This is a genomic window from Nocardioides sp. Kera G14 (genome assembly GCF_020715565.1).
GTDB lineage: Bacteria > Actinomycetota > Actinomycetes > Propionibacteriales > Nocardioidaceae > Nocardioides.
Genome location: NZ_CP085839.1, coordinates 2,722,263 through 2,743,167, shown reverse-complemented (window position 1 = coordinate 2,743,167; position 20,905 = coordinate 2,722,263). Strand labels below are relative to the sequence as shown.

At 69.8% G+C, this 20,905-nt stretch carries 19 protein-coding genes; 11 read left to right on the top strand and 8 right to left on the bottom strand.

Features of this window, described 5'->3' with window-relative positions:
- Positions 1–31 precede the first annotated feature (31 nt).
- From hemE to LH076_RS13390, 11 genes are all read left to right on the top strand, one after another.
- The gene (hemE, locus tag LH076_RS13440; protein ID WP_227781251.1) at positions 32–1,096 is read left to right on the top strand and encodes a uroporphyrinogen decarboxylase; all 1,065 of its coding nucleotides are present in this window, start codon (positions 32–34) and stop codon (positions 1,094–1,096) included.
- Positions 1,097–1,264: 168 nt separating this feature from the next.
- Entirely contained in the window at positions 1,265–2,170 is a 906-nt protein-coding gene (locus LH076_RS13435) for a TauD/TfdA dioxygenase family protein (protein ID WP_227781250.1), read from the top strand.
- Positions 2,167–3,057, top strand: a complete 891-nt coding sequence (locus LH076_RS13430; protein ID WP_227781249.1) for an ABC transporter permease — start codon at positions 2,167–2,169, stop codon at positions 3,055–3,057. Before LH076_RS13435 ends, LH076_RS13430 begins: the two co-directional genes overlap by 4 nt.
- Positions 3,030–3,779, top strand: a complete 750-nt coding sequence (locus LH076_RS13425) for an ABC transporter ATP-binding protein (RefSeq protein WP_227781248.1) — start codon at positions 3,030–3,032, stop codon at positions 3,777–3,779. The genes LH076_RS13430 and LH076_RS13425 overlap by 28 nt, the downstream gene beginning before the upstream one ends.
- Before the next feature lie 53 nt (positions 3,780–3,832).
- Positions 3,833–4,843, top strand: a complete 1,011-nt coding sequence (locus tag LH076_RS13420) for an aliphatic sulfonate ABC transporter substrate-binding protein (RefSeq protein WP_227781247.1) — start codon at positions 3,833–3,835, stop codon at positions 4,841–4,843.
- A gap of 22 nt (positions 4,844–4,865) precedes the next feature.
- The gene (locus LH076_RS13415) at positions 4,866–6,197 is read left to right on the top strand and encodes an LLM class flavin-dependent oxidoreductase (protein ID WP_227781246.1); all 1,332 of its coding nucleotides are present in this window, start codon (positions 4,866–4,868) and stop codon (positions 6,195–6,197) included.
- Entirely contained in the window at positions 6,197–6,928 is a 732-nt protein-coding gene (locus tag LH076_RS13410; RefSeq protein ID WP_227781244.1) for an ABC transporter ATP-binding protein, read from the top strand. Before LH076_RS13415 ends, LH076_RS13410 begins: the two co-directional genes overlap by 1 nt.
- Positions 6,925–7,734 carry an ABC transporter permease gene (locus LH076_RS13405; RefSeq protein ID WP_227781243.1) on the top strand — a complete coding sequence of 270 codons (810 nt, stop codon included), beginning with the start codon at positions 6,925–6,927 and terminating at the stop codon, positions 7,732–7,734. Before LH076_RS13410 ends, LH076_RS13405 begins: the two co-directional genes overlap by 4 nt.
- A 41-nt stretch (positions 7,735–7,775) precedes the next feature.
- Entirely contained in the window at positions 7,776–9,368 is a 1,593-nt protein-coding gene (locus LH076_RS13400) for an FAD-dependent oxidoreductase (RefSeq protein ID WP_227781242.1), read from the top strand.
- Positions 9,365–9,700: a ferredoxin family protein gene (locus LH076_RS13395; protein WP_227781241.1), complete on the top strand. Its 336-nt coding sequence runs from the start codon at positions 9,365–9,367 to the stop codon at positions 9,698–9,700. Before LH076_RS13400 ends, LH076_RS13395 begins: the two co-directional genes overlap by 4 nt.
- Positions 9,701–9,794: 94 nt before the next feature.
- On the top strand, positions 9,795–10,973 hold the full coding sequence (locus LH076_RS13390) for an LLM class flavin-dependent oxidoreductase (protein WP_227781240.1): 1,179 nt from the start codon (positions 9,795–9,797) through the stop codon (positions 10,971–10,973).
- Here the strand turns inward: LH076_RS13390 and LH076_RS13385 are convergent.
- Genes LH076_RS13385 through LH076_RS13350 form a run of 8 tightly spaced genes read right to left on the bottom strand, consistent with a single transcriptional unit; the run spans position 10,970 to position 20,883 of the window.
- The gene (locus LH076_RS13385; protein WP_227781239.1) at positions 10,970–11,812 is read right to left on the bottom strand and encodes a sulfurtransferase; all 843 of its coding nucleotides are present in this window, start codon (positions 11,810–11,812) and stop codon (positions 10,970–10,972) included. The two genes, LH076_RS13390 and LH076_RS13385, sit on opposite strands and share 4 nt — an antisense overlap.
- A gap of 29 nt (positions 11,813–11,841) precedes the next feature.
- Positions 11,842–12,957, bottom strand: a complete 1,116-nt coding sequence (locus tag LH076_RS13380; RefSeq protein ID WP_227781238.1) for an LLM class flavin-dependent oxidoreductase — start codon at positions 12,955–12,957, stop codon at positions 11,842–11,844.
- A gap of 2 nt (positions 12,958–12,959) precedes the next feature.
- Positions 12,960–14,213 carry an LLM class flavin-dependent oxidoreductase gene (locus LH076_RS13375; RefSeq protein WP_227781237.1) on the bottom strand — a complete coding sequence of 418 codons (1,254 nt, stop codon included), beginning with the start codon at positions 14,211–14,213 and terminating at the stop codon, positions 12,960–12,962.
- Between the two features lie 59 nt (positions 14,214–14,272).
- Positions 14,273–15,502: an LLM class flavin-dependent oxidoreductase gene (locus tag LH076_RS13370; protein ID WP_227781236.1), complete on the bottom strand. Its 1,230-nt coding sequence runs from the start codon at positions 15,500–15,502 to the stop codon at positions 14,273–14,275.
- A gap of 11 nt (positions 15,503–15,513) precedes the next feature.
- On the bottom strand, positions 15,514–17,280 hold the full coding sequence (locus LH076_RS13365) for an ABC transporter ATP-binding protein (protein ID WP_227781235.1): 1,767 nt from the start codon (positions 17,278–17,280) through the stop codon (positions 15,514–15,516).
- Positions 17,267–19,081, bottom strand: a complete 1,815-nt coding sequence (locus tag LH076_RS13360) for an ABC transporter ATP-binding protein (protein WP_227781234.1) — start codon at positions 19,079–19,081, stop codon at positions 17,267–17,269. Before LH076_RS13360 ends, LH076_RS13365 begins: the two co-directional genes overlap by 14 nt.
- The gene (locus tag LH076_RS13355; protein ID WP_227781233.1) at positions 19,074–20,072 is read right to left on the bottom strand and encodes a ketopantoate reductase family protein; all 999 of its coding nucleotides are present in this window, start codon (positions 20,070–20,072) and stop codon (positions 19,074–19,076) included. The genes LH076_RS13360 and LH076_RS13355 overlap by 8 nt, the downstream gene beginning before the upstream one ends.
- Positions 20,065–20,883, bottom strand: coding sequence for a molybdopterin dinucleotide binding domain-containing protein (locus LH076_RS13350; protein WP_227781232.1), 819 nt, complete (start codon positions 20,881–20,883; stop codon positions 20,065–20,067). Before LH076_RS13350 ends, LH076_RS13355 begins: the two co-directional genes overlap by 8 nt.
- Positions 20,884–20,905: the final 22 nt, after the last annotated feature.

Here is a 20,905-nt window from a genome sequence, read left to right as displayed (position 1 = left end):
CCCACGCCGGAACGGGTGGGACGATCCGTCGGTGACCTCAGACGTGACGTCCCTGCAGTCGAGCCCGTTCCTGACCGCCGCTCGTGGGGGGACCCCCAGCCACACCCCGGTGTGGTTCATGCGTCAGGCCGGGCGCGCTCTCCCCGAGTATCACAAGGCTCGCGAGGGCGTCGCGATGCTCGACGCGTGCATGAACGCCGATCTGATCACCGAGATCACGCTCCAGCCCGTGCGTCGGTACGGCGTCGACGCGGCGATCTTCTTCAGTGACATCGTCCTTCCGCTCAAGCCGCTCGGCCTCGACCTCGAGATCAAGCCCGGCGTCGGTCCCGTCTTCGGCTCGCCCGTCCGGACGCTCGAGGACGTCGAGGCGATCCCCGACCTCACGCCGGAGCACCTGCCCTTCATCACGCAGGCCGTGCAGAACCTCACCGCCGAGCTCGCGTCGATCGGTGCGCACGGGACGCCGCTGATCGGTTTCGCCGGCGCTCCGTTCACGGTGGCGTCGTACCTCGTCGAGGGCGGGCCCTCGAAGGAGTACGCGAAGACGAAGGCGCTCATGTTCGGCGCCCCGGACATCTGGGACGCGCTGATGCGCAAGATCGCCGGCATCTCGGCGACCTTCCTCGAGGTCCAGGTCGCCGCCGGCGCCTCGGCCGTGCAGCTCTTCGACTCGTGGGCCGGAGCCGTGCACCCCAGGGACTACGAGCGCTTCGTCATGCCCTACTCGCGTCTCGTGCTCGAGCGTGCGGGCGCACTGGGCGTGCCGCGGATCCACTTCGGCGTGAACTCGGCGTCGCTGCTGACGCTGATGGGTGAGGCCGGAGCTGACATCGTCGGCGTCGACTGGCGCACGCCGCTGGAGTTCGGCATCGCCGCCGCAGGCCCGGACCGCGGTGTCCAGGGCAACCTCGACCCCGCCCTCGTCTTCGCGCCGACCGAGGTCATGACCGCCCGTGCCGCAGAGATCATCGAGGCCGGCAGGGCTGCCAAGGGTCACATCTTCAACCTCGGCCATGGCGTCATTCCGAGCACGAACCCGGATCAGCTCAAGGCGCTCACGGACTTCGTCCACTCCTACGAGATCGTCCAGTGAGTCGACCGCCTTCATAGCGCCGGCCTGAGTCGCCAGCGGACGGGTCACCTAAGCCTCCCTCGCCTTGTCTCATTCTGTGGGATCCGTTTATTGATAAAGACGATCAAATCTATGGTCTTTCTTGTCAATCGGTGACGGTGCCGGTTCTTCACCTGAAAGTGAGGCCTCATGTCCATCTCGTTCAACAAGCTCACGGCCCACATCGGCGCTCGGGTCTCGGGCGTCGACATCACCACTGATCTGTCAGACGCAGAGATCGAGGAGATCCGGGCGGGGCTCCTCGAGCACAAAGCGCTCGTCTTCGATGCACCCGGCCTGACGGTTGCGGGCCAAGAAGGGTTCGCCGGCCGGTTCGGGCCGATCACCACGTCTCACCCGACGGTGCCGGGAGACCCGACCATCAACATCCTCGATGTGGACTCGGCCTCCAGCAAGGCGAACGAGTGGCACACCGACGTCACCTTCGTCCACACGCCGCCTGCGATCACGACGCTGCGCGCCGTCACCCTGCCGCCGTACGGCGGGGAGACGCTCATCGCCAACAGCGCCGCCGCGTACCGAGCGCTTCCTGCGGAGCTCAGGGCCTTCGCCGACACGCTGTGGAGCGTCCATAGCAACCTCTACGACTACGCCGACGTCGCCGCCGACCGGGAGCTCTCGGAGCAGGCCAAGAGCTATCGCGACGTCTTCGAGTCTCTCGAGTTCGAGACCCGGCACCCGATCGTCCGGGTTCACCCGGAGACGGGGGAGAAGGGCCTCTATATCGGAGGCTTCGTCCGCCGGATCGAGGGGTTGTCCGGAAACGAGTCGCGCGACATCCTCCGGATCCTGCAGAGCTATGTCACCCGCCCCGAGCACATCGTCCGTGTGCACTGGCAGGCCGGTCAGTTCGTCGCGTTCGACAACCGCATCACGCAGCACTACGCGATCGACAACTACGACGACCTGCCCCGCAAGCTCACCCGGGTCACCGTCGCGGGCGACGTCCCGGTCTCCGTGTCGGGCGAGCGCTCGACGATCATCAAGGGCGATGCGAGTCACTACACGCCGGCCGACTCGGCGGTGGCGGCATGACGATCGCCAGCGTCTCCGCAGGAAAGGCGGTCGGGGCAGAGCCGCGCGTGGTCTCACGCGGTGAGCGTGACGTCTTCCTCCCGACCAACTCGCGTGGCACCGGCCTGCTCGGTCCCCTTCGCCAGAAGCTGCGCTGGCCCCTGGGGATCTACACCACGCCGCTGCTCCTCGCCGCGGTGTGGGAGGTCGCCTCCCGGGCCGGGCTGCTCTCGGAGAAGTACGCTCCGGCGCCGACGACGATCTTCCACGCCGGCGTGGAGCTCTGGCAGATCGGCGAGCTCGGACCGGACCTCGCGATCTCACTCCGGCGTGCCGCACTCGGCCTCGCACTCGGCCTCGCGATCGGCATCGTCGCCGGTATCGTCGGCGGCCTGCTCAAGTCGGGAGAGTATCTCTTCAACGGCGTGGTCTCGATCCTCAACACTATTCCCCTGCTGGCGATCCTGCCGCTCATGATCGTCTGGTTCGGCATCGACGAGCTCACGAAGGTCCTGTTGATCTCCTTCGGTGCAGGTGTCCCGATGTACCTGAACCTGTTTTCGGCCATCCGTGGCGTCGACAACCGCCTGATCGAGATGGCGCGCTCGAGCGGGGCCGGCACTGCCCGCTTGATCGGTCGCGTGCTCCTGCCCGGCGCCCTGCCCGGCTTCCTCGTAGGACTGCGGTTCTCGCTCGCCTACAGCGTGCTCGGCCTGGTCGCCGCCGAAACGGTCAACTCGAACGCCGGCCTGGGCTACATGATCACCCGTGCGCAGACCTTCCTGCGGACCGACCAGGTCTTCGTCGGCCTTGCGATCTACGCGATCATCGGCCTCACCGCCGACCAGGCCGTCCGTCTGCTCGAGAAGGGCCTGCTCGCATGGCGGCCCAGCTTCGAGGCGTCATGAGCGCCGTCGCCGCCGCACCGCGGCAGACCTCGGGGGTGCTGGTCGACAAGGTCGTACGTCGCTTCGACGAGCGTGTCGTCCTCGACGAGCTCGATCTCTCCATCGCCGAGGAGGAGCTCGTGGTCCTGTTGGGCCCTTCCGGCTGCGGCAAGAGCACGCTGCTGCGTCTCCTCGCCGGCCTCGATGCGCCTGACGGCGGCACCGTCGAGGTGCCGAAGAACCGGGCGATCGTCTTCCAGGCCGACCGACTGCTGCCGTGGCAGCGCGTGCTGAAGAACGTCACCGTCGGCCTCTACGGTGCCGACGCCGATGAGCGTGCTCGCAAGGCACTCTCCGAGGTCGGCCTCTCCGGCCGGGAGCGGGCATGGCCCAAGCAGCTCTCGGGCGGCGAGGCCCAGCGGGTCGCACTGGCCCGTGCCCTCGTCTCCGAGCCTGAGCTCGTGTTGCTCGACGAGCCGTTCGCGGCCCTCGACGCGATCACCCGCCTGCGAATGCATGACCTGATCCGCGAGCTGCGACGCAAGCATCACGCAGCCATGCTGCTCGTCACGCACGACATCGATGAGGCCATCGCGCTCGCCGACCGCATCCTCGTCATGGGCAGCGGCCGGATCAGCAACGAGCACCGCGTCGCGCTCTCGGCAGCCGATCGGGAGGCGAGCGTCGCCCGCGAGGAGCTGCGCGCCGAGCTGATCGCCGATCTCGGTATCGCCCTCCACTGACCTAGCCAGCATCACCGCATCACCCCTCACCGTCATCAGTTCAGGAGTCCCACATGTCCCGTAAGACCTTCGGCATCCTCGGAGCCGTCGCCAGCCTCGCTCTCTCCGGCATCCTCGCCGGATGCGGCGCCGGCTCCGAGGTGATGGCCTCCGGCGAACACCCCGAATGGGGCGACCTCACGATCACCATCGCCGACAACGGCGGCGACGGCAGTGAGGAGCTCTCCAAGGCCTCCGGCGTCTTCGACGATGCCGACTACAAGGTCAAGTTCGCCCGGTTCGACTTCGGTCCGCCGCTCGTGGCCGCTGCCCAGACCGGCGACATCGACCTCGGCTACGTCGGCAACGTCCCGCCGATCACCGGGGCGGCGAAGGATCTCGACTTCCGCGTCGTCGGAACCACGCGATCGCTCAACCCTGACCAAGCGTCGGAGAACATCATCGTTCCGAAGGATTCCCCGATCAAGACGCTGGCCGACCTCAAGGGCAAGAAGCTCGCGATCCCGCAGGGAAGCTCAGCCCATGGCCTGGCTCTCAGCGCGATCCAGAGCGTCGGTCTGACCACGGACGACGTCCAGTTCGTCTTCCTCGACCCGGCAGCAGGCCAGACGGCCTTCTCCACCGGCAAGGTCGACGCCTGGTCGATCTGGAACCCGCAGTCCGCGCTGGCGGTCGAGGCCGGGGCGCGCGTCATCGCTGCCGGGCTCCCGCCGATCGACCAGACCAGCGCCTACTACGTGGCGTCGAAGAAGTCGCTCGACGACCCGACCCGCCGCGCCGCGGTGACGGACGCCTTCAAGCGGCTCGCGAAGGCCTTCGCCTGGGGCAACGCACACACCGATGACTTCGCCAAGGCCATCAGCAAGGAGACCGGCATCTCGCTCGACGACGCCAAGTCCACACTGCCCTCGTTCCAGCGACGGACCCAGCCCGTCCTTGACTCCGACATCGAGGCGCAGCAGAAGCTCGCAGACAACTTCTACAACGCCGGCGAGATCACGACCAAGGTCGACTTCAAGCAGATCGTCGACAACCTCCTGCCCGCCGACTACAACGTCGGCTGACGGATCTCACGGGAAGCACACCATGACCGACAAGCGCGAGCTGCATCTCAATGCTTTCCTGATGGAGGTCGGGCACCACGAGGCCGCCTGGCGCCTGCCGGAGAGCGACCCGCGTGCCGACTTCGACATCGACCACTGGATCCGATTGGCGAAGCTGGCCGAGGCGGCGAAGTTCGACGCCCTCTTCCTCGCCGACGGCCCGGCGCTCGTGGGCACGGGGGAGTTCCGGCAGCCGGGGCAGATCGAGCCGCTCACCCTGCTGACCGCTCTGTCCCAGGTGACCGAGCGGATCGGGCTCATCGCCACCGTCTCGACGACGTACAACTCGCCGTACAACCTCGCCCGGCGGGTCGCGAGCATCGACCAGGTCAGCCGCGGCCGTGCGGGCTGGAACATCGTCACCTCCGCCGGCGCGGCCGAGGCGGCCAACTTCGGCCTCACCGAGCGTCCCGACCATGCCACCAGGTATGCCCGTGCCGACGAGTTCCTCACCCTCACCAAGAAGCTCTGGGACAGCTGGGAGAGCGAGTCGCTCGTCACGGACAAGGCGACGGGCCGGTACGCCGACCCCAGCCGGATCCACCGGGTCGACCACGAGGGGGTCTTCTACTCGGTCGCCGGACCGCTCAACGTGATCCGGCCGCCGCAGGGTCATCCGGTGCTCGTCCAGGCGGGTTCGTCGCAGGACGGGAAGGACTTCGGTGCCAAGCACGCCGAGGCGATCTTCACCGCCCATCAGACCTATGAGCGCGCAGCCGACTTCTATGACGACCTCAAGACACGGGTAGCACGGGCTGGGCGCAACCCTGACCACGTGGTGGTGCTGCCGGGCATCGTGCCGATCATCGGTTCCACTGAGGCCGAGGCGCAGGCGCGGGCCGAGGAGTTCGACGAGCTGCGGATTCCGGAGTTCGGCCTGCTCCAGCTTGCTTCGAGCCTGGAGGCCGATCCCTCGGACTTCGCGCTCGACGAGCCCCTTCCCGAAGCGATCGTCAACCGTCGCCGCGAGGGGTCACAGAGCCGCGCCGAGCTCATCATCGAGCTCGGCCGTCGAGAGAGTCTCACCGTCCGCCAGATCCTCTCCCGTCTCGGTGGTGGACGAGGTCACTTCACTGTGGTGGGGACGCCCGATCAGGTCGCTGACACGATCGTCGACTGGTTCGAGGGACGTGCCGCCGACGGGTTCAACATCATGGGGGCCGCCCTTCCGGCAGACCTGGAGAGCTTCATCGAGCACGTGCTTCCGATCCTTCGTGGTAAGGGCCTCTTCCGAGAGGAGTACACCGGGACGACGCTGCGGGAGCACCTCGGCCTGCCGGTGCCGGCCAACCAGTTCCATCACCCGGGCACGTGATGACGGCGCTGTCCGTCCGTGGCCTCGTCAAGCGGTACGACGGGGGCTTCCTCGCCCTCGATCGCCTGGACCTCGACATTCCGGACGGGTCGCTCTTCGGCCTCCTCGGACCGAATGGCGCAGGCAAGACGACGCTGATCGGGTCGATCTGCAACCTGGTCCGGCCCACGGACGGCAGTATCGAAATCTTCGGGCTCCCGCACGAGTCGCGGGCGGCCCGTCAGCTCGTGGGACTGGCGGAGCAGGAGATCAACGTCGACCGGTTCCTCTCCATCAGGCAGGCATTGATCTATCACGGGGGCTACTTCGGACTTGGTCGTCGCGACGCAGCCGCCCGTGCCGACGAGGCACTCGAGCTGCTGGGCCTGGCGTCCAAGTCCAAGCAGTCCGTCGGTGATCTGTCGGGAGGCATGCAGCGGCGCCTGGTCCTCGCCCGGGCGCTGCTGCATCGCCCGCGTCTCCTGATCCTCGATGAGCCGACCGCGGGCGTGGACGTCGATCTGCGCAGCGAGATCTGGCACCTGGTACGCACTCTGAATGCGGCCGGCACCACGATCCTGCTGACGACGCACTATCTCGAGGAGGCTGAGTCCCTGTGCGATGAGATCGCCCTCATTCGCCAGGGGCGGATCGTCGACCGCGGGACCTCGGGCGACCTGCGGCTGCGCTACGAGGTCGACACGATCGCGGCACTCTACGATCGTGTGATCCGCGAGCCGGTGGCCTCGTGAGCAGCCTCCTCCTCGGCCCCGCCTCCTCAGATCTCGGCTATCGCGCGGAGCGGTCGCCGTTCCTGTGGCTGCTCGAACGCGAGGTGCTCCGCTACCTGCGGATCTGGAAGTACGCCCTGCTCGGGCCGGTGCTGTCAACGATCCTCTTCGTCGTCGTCTTCGGGCTCGTGCTCTCGCGCCACGTCGACGGGCTCGGCGACATCTCCTACGGTCAGTTCATCCTGCCCGGCCTGATCGCGCAGACGGTGGTCAACGTCGGCTTCTTCAACGGCACGACGTCGCTCTTCGACGCCCGGCGCGACCGCTACCTCAATGACGTTCTCGCCAGCCCCATCCGGTGGTGGGAGCTCAACCTCGCCCTCGTGCTCGCTGCGACGTTGCGCGGGCTCGTCTGCGGCGGTGCTGTCCTGGCATTCGCGGGGCCGCTGGTCCACGTCCACATCGCGCGCCCGGGCTACCTCGCCGTTGCGACCCTCGCGCTCCTGCTCTTCTCCGCACAGTTCGGAATCCTCGTCGGAGCACTGGTCCGCATGATCGACCAGATCTACGCGATGGAGTCGCTGGTCATCCTGCCGCTGGGCTTCTTCGGCGGCATCTTCTACTCCCTCGACCAACTGCCGGGCGGTTGGCAATGGATCAGCTACGCCAACCCGTTCTTCTGGCTCGTCCAGTCGATCCGCGAAGGATTCATCGGTGCCTCCGACGTGGCCTCATGGTCCTCACTCCTCCTCCTCTGGCTTGCCGCCCTCGGCTTGACCGCCGCCGTGGCGTGGCTCCTCGCCACCAGTCGCAAGATCAAGCCCTGACCCGCCCACACCGGCCGTTCCTCCAGCGAAAGGCGCCACCCATGACTGAGCACGACGCACTCCTCACCTCCGACGTCCTCGTGATCGGCGGCGGCCCGGCCGGCACGTGGGCCGCGATCAAGGCCGCCCAGGCCGGGGCGTCCGTGGTCCTGGTCGACAAGGGCTACACCGGCTCGAGCGGCGCGACCGCCTCGGCGGGGACCGGCATCTGGTACGTCGACGACGCCCCCGAGCTGCGTGAGGAGGCAATGGCGAGCCGCTTGGCGCCGGGTGGCTACCTCGCCGAACGAGCCTGGATGCTGCGCGTCCTGGACGAGACCAAGGCGCGCATGGACGAGCTTGCCGAGGTCCAGCGTTATCCCTTCCCCGTTGACGCCGCGGGCCGTTCGATGCGTGGCGGCCTGCAGGGGCCGGAGTACATGCGCCGCCAGCGGCTGCGGGTGCAGCGCCTCGGGGTGAAGATCCTCGACCACACCCCGGCCCTCGAACTTCTCCGGGAGGCCGACGGCACGGTGTCCGGTGCCCACGCGCTGGATCGCCGTACCGGTGACGTCGTCCGCGTCGAGGCGGGCGCCGTGGTCCTCGCTGCGGGCGCATGCGCCTTCCAGTCGAAGTCGCTCGGCACCGACGTCGACACCGGTGATGGTGCGCTGCTGGCCGTCGAGGCCGGCGCTGTCCTCTCCGGCATGGAATTCTCCGCGCCCTACGCCATCGCGCCGAAGAACACCTCGCTCACGAAGACCGCCTACTACTCATGGGCGAACTTCTACCGAGCGGACGGCACGCTCATCGAGGGCGCCGGCAGCACCAAGGGCCGCTCGGTGATCGCCAGGACCCTGCTCTCCGAGCCGGTCTTCGCCCGTATCGACCAGGCCACGCCCGAGGTGCAGGCGCAGATGCGCCTGGGACAGCCCAACTTCTTCGTCTACTTCGACCGCCTCGGCATCAACCCCTTCACCGACCTTTTCGAGATCACGCTGTTGCTCGAGGCCACAGTGCGCGGCACCGGAGGCGTGCGCCTCGCCGGCTTCGACTGCTCCACCGACGTGCCCGGTCTCTACGCGGCGGGGGACACCGCCACCCGCGAGCTCATCTGCGGAGGATTCACCGGAGGCGGGAGTCACAACGCGGCTTGGGCAGCCTCCTCGGGAAGCTGGGCCGGTGAGGCGGCGGCCCGCTTCGCCCAGGCGCGTCACGGCGTCTCGGGTCCTCTGGTCGGGACCGGCACCGCCGGTCTTCGCCCGACCGCGAGCCCGTCTTCCCTCGACTACCGCGAGGTCGTCACCCAGGTGCAGCGGCTCGTGCTCCCCTATGACCTCAACTACCTGCGTCACCCCGACAAGCTGGTGCCCGCCTTGGCCACGCTCGACGCGACCTGGGAGGAGGCACGTGCTGGCCTGACAGGGACAGGGGAGTCGATCTTCCGTTCCCGCGAGGCAGCCGCGATGGTCGCCCACGCCCGCTGGATGTACACCGCGGCACTCGCCCGTACCGAGACCCGCGGCATGCACCGCCGCCTCGACCGCCCCGACCTCGACCCTGCCCAGCAGCACCGGTTGCTCGTCGGCGGCCTGGACGACCTCTGGGTGCGCCCCGAGACGGCCGTCTTCTCGCTGGACGGGGCAGCGGCATGATCGAGGTCCTCGTCGAAGAGCGCTGCATCTCGTGTGACAAGTGCATCGATGTCTGCCCGACCCGCGTCTTCGACCGCCGCGAGGACGGCGTTCCCATCATCGCCCGGCATGACTCGTGCCAGACCTGCTTCCAGTGTGAGGCGTACTGTCCGACGGATGCGCTCTTCGTAGCGCCGCTGACGACACCCGCCCCTGAGGGCTCGACCTTCCTCGACGCCGACGTCCTGGTCGCGACGGGACAGGTCGGAAGCTACCGCCGCGAGTTGGGCTGGGGCGGGGGACGGTCTCTCGGCGCGCGGGAGGCGCACGGCCCGGAGATCCCGACCGGCTGAGCCGAAGGCTTCCGTGGCTCGATTCGCACTCAAGTAAGTCCAGTGATTAAGTAGTGATAGCGGCCGATCGCATGAAATTCCAAGGAGTGGCGCCATGACCGAATTGAAGTTCCACTGGTTCATCCCGACCAACGGCGGCGACGGCCGCTCCGTTGTCGGCGGAGGTCACGGTGTCACGGCGGGCGCCGCCGGCCGTCCGGCCTCGGTGCCCTATCTCGGCCAGATCGCCCGCTCGGCGGAGCAGGTCGGGTTCGAGGGCGCCCTGATCCCGACGGGCCCGTGGTGCGAGGACGCCTGGGTCACCTCGGCCATGCTCACCCAGGCCTCCGAGCGGCTGAAGTTCCTCGTCGCCTTCCGGCCCGACGCGGTCGCCCCCTATGTCGCCGCCCAGATGGCCGCGACCTACGTGAACCTCACCGACGGCCGGCTGATGCTCAACGTCGTCACCGGCGGCGAGGACCACGACCAGCGCATGTACGGCGACTTCCTGAACAAGGAGGAGCGCTACGCCCGCTGCGACGAGTTCCTCACCATCGTCCGCCGGCTGTGGGCAGGCGAGACCGTCGACTTCACCGGCCGTTATCTCTCAGTGGAGGACTCGAGTCTGCAGAACCTGCCCGACGAGATCCCTGCGATCTATTTCGGTGGCTCCTCGGCCGGCGGGATCGAGGTCGCGGCCAAGCACGCGGACGTCTATCTGACGTGGGGCGAGCCGCCAGCCGCCGTACGAGAGAAGATCGAGCGTGCACGCGCCGCCGCTGAGCGCCATGGCCGCGAGCTCCGGTTCGGCGTACGCCTGCACTCGATCGCGCGAGAAACCGCAGAGCAGGCGTGGGCAGAGGCGGCGCGGCTGCTCGACCACATCAGCGACGACGAGATCGCGCGGATGCAGGCCGGACTCCGGCAGAGCGGCTCCGAGGGGCAGCGCCGGATGCTCGAGCTCAACGGCGGCTCCAAGGACAACCTCGAGATCCACCCGAACCTCTGGGCCGGCGTCGGCCTGGTCCGTGGCGGGGCGGGCACGGCGCTTGTCGGGTCGTACGCCGAGATTGCGGACCTGATCGAAGCCTATGTCGACGCCGGGATCAGTGAGTTCGTGCTGTCCGGGTATCCGCACTTGGAGGAGGCCTACTGGTTCGGCGAGGGCGTCCTGCCCGAACTGGAGCGGCGCGGTCTGTGGAGCAACCCGGTGAAGGTCGCCGTGCGACCTTCGACGCCGTTCGGGGCGGGTGTCACCTTCGGCGGTGCCAAGGAGCCCAGCCCCGTAGGCTAGCGGCCCTCGCCGGTCGCCACAGGGAGGTCGAGGTTGCTCCACTGGCTCCACGAGCCGGGATAGAGGGCGGCGTCGATCCCGGCGATCGTGAGCGCGGCGATCTGGTGCGCGGCCGTCACGCCCGAGCCGCAGTAGGCCGCCACAGCCACGCCGTCCTCCGCACCGACTGCAGCGAACCGGGCACGGAGCTCGTCGGGTGACAGGAAGCGGCCGTCCGGGTCCAGGTTGCCGCCCGTGGGAACGTTGCGCGCCCCGGGGATGTGGCCGGCCTTGGGGTCGACCGGCTCGGTCTCTCCGCGGAAGCGCTCCGGCGCCCGGGCGTCGAGCAGTACGCCGTCGCCGGCGGTGAAGCCCTCCACCTCCTCCAGCGGGAGGACCGGCAGGTGTCCGTCGCTCAACGTCACGGAGCCCGGCTCCGGGATCACGTCATCGGTGGCGAGCTCCAGTCCGGCGGTGCGCCAGGCACCGAGGGCGCCGTCGAGGAGTCGCACGTCGGCCAGACCGGCCCAGCGCAGCAGCCACCACGCCCGCGCCGCGGCCTGGTCGCCGTTGTCGTCGTACGCCACGACGGTGGCGTCGGGGTCGATGCCCCACCGTCGCGCCGCGGCCTGGAGGTCCTCGAGGGAGGGCAGGGGGTGCCGGCCGTCGGTCGGCTCGCCGTGGCTGGCGAGCTCGGTGTCGAGGTCGACGAAGACGGCGCCCGGGATGTGGCCCGCGAGGTACTCCTCGTGTCCGGGAGGGCCGCCGAGCTGCCAGCGCACGTCGAGCACGACCGGCGGCGTCGGGGAAGCGAGGAGGTCGGCGAGTTCGTCGGCGGTGATGAGCACGGGTGAGGTCACAGGTGGAGCCTTTCGGGGAACGCTGAGGGTCAGGAGGCTGGGGTCCAACCGAGGGCCGGCGCGACGGTGGCGGCCAGGTCGGCGAGGAGTGGGACGTTCTCGGTGAGCCCGAAGGCTGGCGGCAGGAAGAGGACGAGTTCGTCGGCGAGGGCGAGGCCGGGATCGGCCAAGACCGCCTCGGTCACCTCGTCGGGGGAGCCGTGGTAGACCGGGCTCATCCGCATGCCGGGCGGCAGGTCGGCACGCCCCGCGGGTGCGAGGGCACCCTTGGGCCGGGACGCGGCCGGACCCTGCGTCCGTCGTTCGAGGTCGTACGCGGCGTAGGACTCCCGCCGTTCGGGCGTCGTGCCCGGCAGGATCGAGGCGGCCACGGCCACCGGAGGGGGCGTCGTGCCGTGTGTGGCCGTCCAGGTCTCCCGGTAGGCGGTGATCAGTCGTGCCTGGTGCGCCGGGAACTCGTCCTGGCTGTCGGCGTCGTGGAGGATCGTGCCGGTGATCAGGCGCAGTCCCTGTTCGGCGGCCTTGGTGGCCGAGGCGATCGAACCGGAGCCATACCAGATCCTGCTCCGCAGACCGGGGCTCTGCGGGGTGACCTTGAGTTCGGTGCCGACGGCCGGGCCGATCGGCTTGGCGTCGGTCACGGTGTGCAGGGTGTCGCCCGAGATGGCCGACAGGAAGCGGGCGAGTCGTCGCTGACCCTCGGTCCGGGCGTCGGTCTCCACCCCGCCGAAGACCGCATCCCACTGGTCGGTGCCGCTGCTGAACGCGATGTGGAGGCGGCCGTCGACGAGGAGGTCGGCCGTGGCGGCCGACTCCGCGAGCAGGACAGGCTCCTGGTAGCGGGCCGGCAGGACGGCGCTCCCCAGCGTGATGCGCGACGTGTGCTGGCCCGCCGCGGCGAAGAAGGGGATCGGTGAGGAGAGGTAGTGGTCGAAGTGGCGCTGGTAGGCCCATCCGGACTGGTAGCCGAGCTCCTCGGCGGCCTTGAAGAGCTCGATGCCGTCGCGCAGGCCCTTGGCCGGTCCGTCGTCATCGTTGAAGGAGACCCGGGTGTTGAAGCCCAGACGGGCCTTCGGGCGGAAGCCGGCGGTGTCCCCGTCGGCGACGGTCGTGGCGGTCTCGGTGCTGATGTTCGTGAGCGTCATGGTCAGACCGCCACACTCTGCGCGGCACGGTCAGCGGCGAAGACGACCGCGGGGTCGGCGTACCCGAGGTGTCGGGCCTGGAGGTCGCTGCGGCGGCCGGTCGCCTTGCGGTGGGCGAGCTCCTGGCGCACGAGCGGCAGCACCTCCTGGCCGTAGGTGCGGACGTCGTTCAGGGTGTCGTAGCCCTTGATCGAGACGACCGAGGCGCCTGCGTCGATGTAGTCGACGATGGCGGCCGCCACCGTCTCGGGAGTGCCGACCAGCCCGGCCGACGCGGCGCCGAAGCCGCCCGTGGCCCGGGTGAAGCCGAACCAGGTGGCACGGTCGACCCGCTCGCTCGCGGCGGCGTACTCACGGGCGCGCCGCTGTCCGACGGCCTCGGGCGTGATCGTCGCCGGGTCGGCCTTCGTGAGGTCGAGGCCGAAGGCCTTTGCGAAGGCCTGACTGCTCAGACTGAGCTTCGCGGCGTAGTCGTGGGCCGTCTCCCAGGCCTTCTCGGGAGTGGAGGCGACGACCGGCCGGAAGGTCACCCAGAACCGAGGCGTCGGTCGTCCGGCGGCTGACGCGATCTGCGCGACCCGGGCGAAGTCGAGCCGGGTCTGCGCCAGCGAGGCGCCCGAGTTGAAGGCGAACCAGTCCGCCTTCGAGCTGCCGACGTCGTACGCCGCGTCCGACTCGCCCCCGATCGAGATCGGGATGGGCTCCCCGCTGTAGGTGGGGAAGCCCGGACCGAAGTCATCGAACCTGTAGAACTCGCCGTCGTGGCTGAAGGGCGCCTTCTCCGTCCATGCGGCGCGGAGGAGGTCGATGTATTCGCTGGTCCGGGCGTAGCGGCGGTCCTTGGGCTCGTAGTCACCCTGCTTGCGCTGCTCGGCGTCGTTGCCGCCCGAGATGAGGTGCAGCACCGCGCGGCCTTGGGTGAGCTGGTCGAGCGTGGCGAGCTTCTGGGCGGCCACCAGCGGGAAGGTGTGGTTGGGCCGCAGCGCCACGACGGGCTTGATCCGCTCCGTCACGGCGCCGATCGCAGCCGCGAGCACGAAGGACTCCGGGGAACTGGAGAAGTAGGGCACCAGCGTGTAGTCGAAGTCGCCCTCCTCGAGGGCCTTCGCGTACTCGCGGACATAGGCGCGGTCGAGGCCGCGTGCCGGAGGCGCGGTGTCGATCTCGCGGCTGGTGTTCCAGTTGATCTGGCTGACGAACTCGACCTCGGGTGAGGCGGTCGCGGGGATGGTGGTGTCGAAGTCGGGGGTGGTCATGGCTGCTCTCTGATCGTGTGGGTTTCGGCGTGCTCAGGGGTGTCAGGCGTGTGAGGCGCTCAGGCGGAGACCTGGTCGGCGAGTGCGGTGAAGGTCGGGTCGGCATAGCCGAGGTGCTCGGCCTGGAGCGTGCCCCGCCGGCCGGTCGTCTGGCGGTGGGCCAGCTCCTGACGGATGAGGGGGAGGAGGTACTGGCCGTACTTCTTCACGTCCTCGATGCCGTCGTAGCCGCGCACCGAGACGATGTCGGCGCCGGCGTCGATGTAGTCGAGGATGGCCGCGGCCACCGTCTCGTAGCTGCCGACGAGGGCGGTCGAGGCGCCACCACCGCCCGTGGCGGCCGCGGTGGGCGTCCACAGCGCACGGTCGTAACGGGCCGACGCGCTGGCGAACTCCAGCGCCCGCTGGGAGCCCTTGTTCTGCGGAGCTGCGCCACCGGAGTTGCGGAGGAACCGCTGGGCGACGTCGTTGCCGGCGGCGAAGCGCTCGGTGAGGACGCCGAGGATCTCACCGGCGTGCTGCCAGGCGAGCTCGTCGGTGGCGGCGATGATCGGCCGGAAGGTGACCCAGATCCTCTGGCGGGGGCGTCCGGCGGCGTCGGCGATCGCGTGCACCCGGTCGATCTCGCGACGTACCTCGGCGAGGGGCTCGCCCCAGAAGGTGAACCAGTCGGCCTTGGTGCCGCCGACCTGGAAGGCCTCGTCGGACTGGCCACCGATGGAGATCGGGACCGGCTCGCCGGAGTACGTCGAGAAGCCGGGGCCGAAGTCGTCGAACGTGTAGAACTCGCCGTCGTGGCTGAAGGGGGCCTTCTCGGTCCAGGCAGCCCGCAGGAGGTCGATGTACTCGCTGGTGCGGGCGTAGCGCTTCTCCTTCGGGAGGTAGTCGCCCTGGCGGGCCTGCTCGGAGTCGGCGCCGCCGGAGATGAGGTGGACGACGGCGCGTCCCTCGGTGAGCTGGTCGAGGGTGGCCAGAGACTGGGCCGCGACCAGTGGGAAGACGGTGTTGGGGCGCAGCGCCACGATCGGCCTGATCCGCTCCGTGAGCTGCCCGGTCGCCGAGGCGACGATGAAGGAGTCGGCGAAGCTCGAGCTGTAGCCGTTGAGGGTGTAGTCGAAGCCGGCCTCCTCGAGTGCGTCGATGTAGGTGCGGTAGGCGGGCAGGTCGATGTTGGACCCGGTGGGGTGGAGCTCGGAGCCACCGCTGTAGCTGGTGGCGCTGACGAACTCGACGGTGCGTGCTGCCGTGGAGGGGATCGAGGTGTCGAAGGTGCTGTCAGTGACGGTCATCGGGAGGCCTTTCAGAGGGGTGTGCGGGCTGTGCTGCGCTGCCAGGCTCCGACGAGTCCGGCGTAGGGGCCGTCCTGCTCGAGCAGCTCGTGGTGCGGGCCGTCCTGGACGAGGCGTCCGTCGTGGAAGACGAGGACCCGGTCCGCGGTGGCGGCGGTGATCATGCGGTGGGCGATGGACACGGTGGTGCGCCCCTCGGAGAGAGTCCGCAGGGCGGTCTGGACGGCGACGTCGGTGGCCGGGTCGATGCCGCTGGTGGCCTCGTCGAGCACGACGAGGTCCGGGTCGGCCAGGGCGGTCCGGGCCAGTGCGACCAGCTGGCGCTCACCGACGGAGAGCCGCTCCCCGCGCAGCCCCACCCGCGTCTCGAGGCCGTCCGGCAGGATCGCGAACCAGTCGGCGAGTCCGAGCGCGTCGAGCCCCGCGATCAGCTCGTCGTCGGTCGCGTTCCTTGCGCCGAGACGCAGGTTGGCGGCCAGCGTCCCGTCGAAGAGGAAGGGGTCCTGCGGCACGATGACGACCCGCCCCGGTGTGTCGGCGAGCTCACCGATCGGGATGCCGCCCAGGCACAGGTCGCCATCCGCGGGGTTGATCCGGCGGGTGAGCAGCTTGGCGAAGGTCGACTTGCCGCTGCCGGTCCGGCCGACGACGGCGATGTGCTCTCCGGGGTGGATGTGGAGGCTGACGCCTTCGAGGACGAGCGGGCCGTCGCCGTACCGTGCGGAGACCTCGCGCAGGTCAACGGCCACTGGTCCGGGCGGCAACTCGCGTCCGTCGACGACGGTCCCGCTCGGCGTGGCGACCACCTCGAGTGCCCGGCGCCAGCCGGTGAGCGCGTTCTGGGCCTCGCCGAGGCTCTGCACCATGAACTGCAGGGGCCGGACGAAGAACGTGACGAGGAAGACCATCGCCACCAGCTGTCCACTCGTGAGGCGGGGCTCGGCGGGTGAGCCGAGCAGCGCCCACCAGACTCCGCCGAGGATGACCACGGTTGTGATCGTCGAGATCGCCATCTCGCCGAACGACGTGTTGGCGTGCAGCGGTCCCAACGAGCGCAGCTGGCTGTCGCGGGCACGGTCGACCGCCTCGTCGAGCCGGGCGCGGGTCCGCTCGTCGGTGCCGGTCGACCGGATCACGGGAGCGCCGATCACCGCCTCGGCGACGACGCTCTGCATGCGGGCCAACTCGACGCGCACCAGCGCGAAGCGGCGGGCGATCACCTTCTGCACCGTGAGCATGACGACCACCAGCAGCACGGCAATGGCGAAGACCGGCAGCGAGAGCACCCACGAGTAGACCAGCAGGAGGCCAGCTGAGATGAGCAGCTGGGCGAGGTTGGTGACCATCTGCAGCCCGCCGCCCTGGACGTACGTCGTCACCTGGTCGAGGTCGCTGGTGAGCCGTGCCACCAGGTCGGCGCTGGGTGTCATGTCGGCGGTCGTGGCCGGCATGTCATGGATCCGCGCCAGGCCGTCGAGCCGCAGCTTCGCCAAAGCAGCCTCCACCCGGGACTGGAGTCGTCGGTTGAGCCGCAGCGACGACGCCCATGCGACCACCAAGGCGATCGTGCCGACGAGTACGGCGCGGTCGACCACAGCGGCGGCGAGGTGCGCGTCGATCGCGTGCTGCACGGTCAGCGGGGCCACGATCCGGCCGGCGCCGCCGAGCAGGGCCAGCAGCAGCGTGAAGGGGAGACCGGAGGCCAGGACCGGGGTCGCTCGGATCGACGCGGCGACGAGACGCCGAGGGCCGACGTGGGAGAGGTCAGCAAGCGACATGCTCGTCCTCCCCGGCGTGCAGGGCTTCGGGGGTGGTGTCGTAGGCGGTCACGATCCGGGCGTACTCCGGGGTGGTCGCCATCAGGTCGGCGTGGCTGCCGACCGCGGCGATCCGGCCGGCCTCGAGGAGGACGACCTGGTCGGCGATCGCGACGGTCGAGGGCCGGTTGGCGACGATGAGGACCGTGGGGCCGCCGGCGCGGGCGAGCCGGTCCAGATCGCTGAGCACCTGCCGCTCGACGCGCGGGTCGAGGGCTGACGTCGCGTCGTCGAGGACGAGGAGCCGCGGCTGGCGGACGATCGCCCGGGCGAGGCAGATCCGCTGGCGCTGGCCGCCCGAGAGCGTCGCCCCGCGCTCGCCGACCACGGTGTCGAGGCCATCCGGGAGTCCGCGGACGATCTCGGCCGCGGAGGCGACCTCGAGGGCGGCCCACAGCTCGGCCTCGGCGTAGGGACGACGAGCACGCGGATGTCCGCTGAGGGAGAGGTTGTCCCGGATCGACTCAGCGAAGAGGAACGGTGACTGGGAGACGTGGGCGACGGTGCTCGGCACCACGCCACGGGCCAGGTCACGGACGTCGACGTCGTCGAAGGCCACCTGGCCGGAGGTGGGGTGGAGCTGCCCGCCTGCGATGTCGAGGAGCGTGGTCTTCCCGGAGCCGACCGCCCCGACCACGGCGGTGATGCTGCCGGCGGGCAGCGTGAGCTCGTCGATGTGGAGCAACTCCTGCCCGTCGCGCACCACGGTGGCGCCGCGGAGCGAGACCTCGAGAGGGCCCGGCGCCAGCAGCGCCTGGTCACCGAAGCGGAGCACGTCGGGGTGGGACAGGATGCCCTCGACCCGCTCCCGTCCGGCGCTCGACATCGGCAGGATGGACAGGAACCGGCTGATCACGTTGAGCGGAATCGAGATCGTGAGGAGCAGGTAGACGACGCCCACCAGGTCGCCGACGGTCAGCTCTCCGGCTGCGATCCGCGGGGTGCTCGCAGCCAGGACGGCCAGGATGGCGGCGGTCGGGAGCAGCTCGAGCAGGGGATCGAAGACCGAGCTCACCCGGGCGATGCTCAGGTCGGCGCCTTCGAGGCCTCGCACGCCCGGTGAGAACCGGGCGAGCTCCTCGGTGACCAGGCCGAGGCTGCGCACCACGGGAGTGCCCTCGATCGACTCATGCGCGACCGAGCCGACCACCGCCCGGGCCGCTTGCGCGGCACGCGCCTGCGGGATGAGGAGACGCTGGTAGGCCGTGTTGATGCCCAGCACCAGCGCGACGAGGACGACGGCGATCAGCCCGAGTGTCAGGTCGCGCAGGAACAGCTCGACGAGCGCGAAGAACAGCATGAAGACCATGCCGCAGGCGAAGTAGGCCCACTGCATCGGTGACCAGAGCGCATCGACGTCGGAGACGGCATGGGCCAGGAGCTGGCCCGGCGAGCGACGCCGGTGCCATGCGGGGTCGAGCTCGAGATAGCGGCGTACGACGGCGCGCCGGGTCTCGGCCTGGGCGCGGTGCTGGACACGCCCGGTGGCGATGCCGCGGACGAAGATGGTCGTCCAGCGCACCGCGGAGATACCGAGGATGAGCAGCGCGCTGATCGCCCAGTCGGAAGTGGTCACGTGGTGGCCGCCAAGAGCGGGGACGACGAGGTGGTCGGTGGCCCAGCCGACCGCGACCGCGCCGACCACCATGGTCGCGCCGTTGAGCACTCCGCTCAGCAGGGCGACGAAGGCAGGGAGGGGGTGGTCGAGTGCGCCGCGGACCTGGGCGCCGAGGGTACTGCGCTGCAGCGCGCCCCTACTCATCAGCGGCAGCGGCGAGCAGGGCGGCGAAGGTCCGCTGATCGGCGAGATGGGGTGCGCCGAGAAGCTCCTGAAGTCGGCGGTTGAGAGGCGCCGGAACACCGTACGTGCGGGCCAGCAGGGTGATCTCGCCGTTGAGATAGTCAATCTCGCTGGAGGCGCCGCGGGCGAAGCTCTGCCACGTGGAGCCCCGCGGCGTGTAGCCGGGCACCGTCTGGACCTGGAGGTTGGTGCCGCGGTGGTCGAGCTCGTTCCCCGGCGGGAGCGCAACGCCGGCGGCGGCGAAGACGGCCACCGCCTCCTCCCGCAGCAGCCGCGCGGCCTCGGCCTTCTCCTCCTCGGGGCCCTCCAGCAGCGCCAGGCCGTTCCAGGCCAGGTTGCCGAGCAGCTTGGCGGCCTTGTGCGCGGCGAGGTCCGTCACCGGCCAGGCCGCGGTGCCCGCGGCGGTGAGGTCGTCGGCGATCTCCTCGGCGAGCTCGTCGTGCCCGTCGGGGTGACGTCCGACCCAGACGAGCGCGGCCGGGTCGAGGGACGGTGAGACGATCTCGCCGGGAGTGACGAAACCGGCCGCGACGCTGATCGTCGCGCCGAGAACGTGGTGGAAGCGCCGCAGGGCGAGATCCTCGGTCGCCCGGCCGTTCTGGAAGGTCACGATCGGGAGGTCCGTGGCAGCCGACCCGACGACGGATCCCGATCCGTCGTGGACCGGCTGCCAGGCCCAGTCTGCGAGGGTGGCCTCTGCGTCCTGGGTCTTCACGGTGAGGAGCAGGACGTCGCCCCGCGACAGGGGTACGTCGTCGGGTCCCTCGGCCACGACGACGTCGATCACTTCGGTGCCGGTCGGGCGCAGCACGCGCAGCCCGTCGGTCGCGATCCGCTTGCCGTGCTCGCCACGAGCGACCAGGACCACGTCGAACCCGGCGGGCACGAGCTGTGCGGCCAGGGCTCCGCCGACGGCGCCGGCGCCGATGATCACGTAGCGCTTCTCAGACATGGATCTCCTCAGTGGTGGTGACGAACGGCGGTGGGCCATAGGCGCGGACGGGAGGAACCTCGCCGGCGTGCCGGGTGACGGCGACGAGGACGTGCGCGCCGGTGTTGGACTGGGTGAGCGCCGAGGTCGGGGCGTCGCGGGTGAGCACGTTCACGTTGCCGTTCACGCAGTCGGCCACCTCGGGCGAGCTGGGGTCGAACCAGGCGCCGGTGTGCATCTGGACGACGCCCGGCAGGAGCGCGTCGCTGATCCGCACGCCGGCGAGGAGGCTTCCCTGAGGGCTGCGCACGAGGACGACGTCGCCGTCCTCGAGCCCCCGCGCGGTGGCGTCCGCGGGGTGGATCCGCAGTGGCTCACGGCCGGAGACCTTCGTCGACTGGCTGGCCTCACCCATGTCGAGCTGGCTGTGCAGGCGGTGGCTGGGCTGGTTGGCCAGCAGGTGCAGGTCGAACTCGGCGGCCAGGGGTGAGCCCCACCACTGGGTCGGCTCCAGCCAGGCGGCATGACCGGCGATGTCGGGCAGGTCCAGGTCGGCGATGGTCTGTGACCACAGCTCGATCCGACCGCTCGGCGTGTGGAGCGGGTGGGCCTCGGGATCGGTCCGGAACGCGCTGAAGACGGAGCTCGCGGCGTCGTACTGCGTTGTGGGCAGGTCGACGCCGCCCTCCGTCCAGAACTCCTGGAAGGGTGGCGCCTCCGGCGACGTCTCCCGGCTGCGCCACTCCTCGTAGATCCGCTCCAACCACTGGCGCGAGTCGAGCCCCTCGGCGACGTCGCGCCGAGCCGGCGGCCGAGCTCGGTGTAGATCCACAGCTCCTCGCGGGCCTCACCCA

What these genes read in the sequence shown, in the direction of transcription:
- LH076_RS13435 (WP_227781250.1), top strand. Translation starts at nt 1,265, where the DNA reads ATGTCCATCTCGTTCAACAAGCTCACGGCCCACATCGGCGCTCGGGTC.
- LH076_RS13430 (WP_227781249.1), top strand. Translation starts at nt 2,167, where the DNA reads ATGACGATCGCCAGCGTCTCCGCAGGAAAGGCGGTCGGGGCAGAGCCG.
- LH076_RS13425 (WP_227781248.1), top strand. Translation starts at nt 3,030, where the DNA reads ATGGCGGCCCAGCTTCGAGGCGTCATGAGCGCCGTCGCCGCCGCACCG.
- LH076_RS13420 (WP_227781247.1), top strand. Translation starts at nt 3,833, where the DNA reads ATGTCCCGTAAGACCTTCGGCATCCTCGGAGCCGTCGCCAGCCTCGCT.
- LH076_RS13415 (WP_227781246.1), top strand. Translation starts at nt 4,866, where the DNA reads ATGACCGACAAGCGCGAGCTGCATCTCAATGCTTTCCTGATGGAGGTC.
- LH076_RS13410 (WP_227781244.1), top strand. Translation starts at nt 6,197, where the DNA reads ATGACGGCGCTGTCCGTCCGTGGCCTCGTCAAGCGGTACGACGGGGGC.
- LH076_RS13400 (WP_227781242.1), top strand. Translation starts at nt 7,776, where the DNA reads ATGACTGAGCACGACGCACTCCTCACCTCCGACGTCCTCGTGATCGGC.
- LH076_RS13395 (WP_227781241.1), top strand. Translation starts at nt 9,365, where the DNA reads ATGATCGAGGTCCTCGTCGAAGAGCGCTGCATCTCGTGTGACAAGTGC.
- LH076_RS13390 (WP_227781240.1), top strand. Translation starts at nt 9,795, where the DNA reads ATGACCGAATTGAAGTTCCACTGGTTCATCCCGACCAACGGCGGCGAC.
- LH076_RS13380 (WP_227781238.1), bottom strand. Translation starts at nt 12,957, where the DNA reads ATGACGCTCACGAACATCAGCACCGAGACCGCCACGACCGTCGCCGAC.
- LH076_RS13375 (WP_227781237.1), bottom strand. Translation starts at nt 14,213, where the DNA reads ATGACCACCCCCGACTTCGACACCACCATCCCCGCGACCGCCTCACCC.
- LH076_RS13370 (WP_227781236.1), bottom strand. Translation starts at nt 15,502, where the DNA reads ATGACCGTCACTGACAGCACCTTCGACACCTCGATCCCCTCCACGGCA.
- LH076_RS13365 (WP_227781235.1), bottom strand. Translation starts at nt 17,280, where the DNA reads ATGTCGCTTGCTGACCTCTCCCACGTCGGCCCTCGGCGTCTCGTCGCC.
- LH076_RS13360 (WP_227781234.1), bottom strand. Translation starts at nt 19,081, where the DNA reads ATGAGTAGGGGCGCGCTGCAGCGCAGTACCCTCGGCGCCCAGGTCCGC.
- LH076_RS13355 (WP_227781233.1), bottom strand. Translation starts at nt 20,072, where the DNA reads ATGTCTGAGAAGCGCTACGTGATCATCGGCGCCGGCGCCGTCGGCGGA.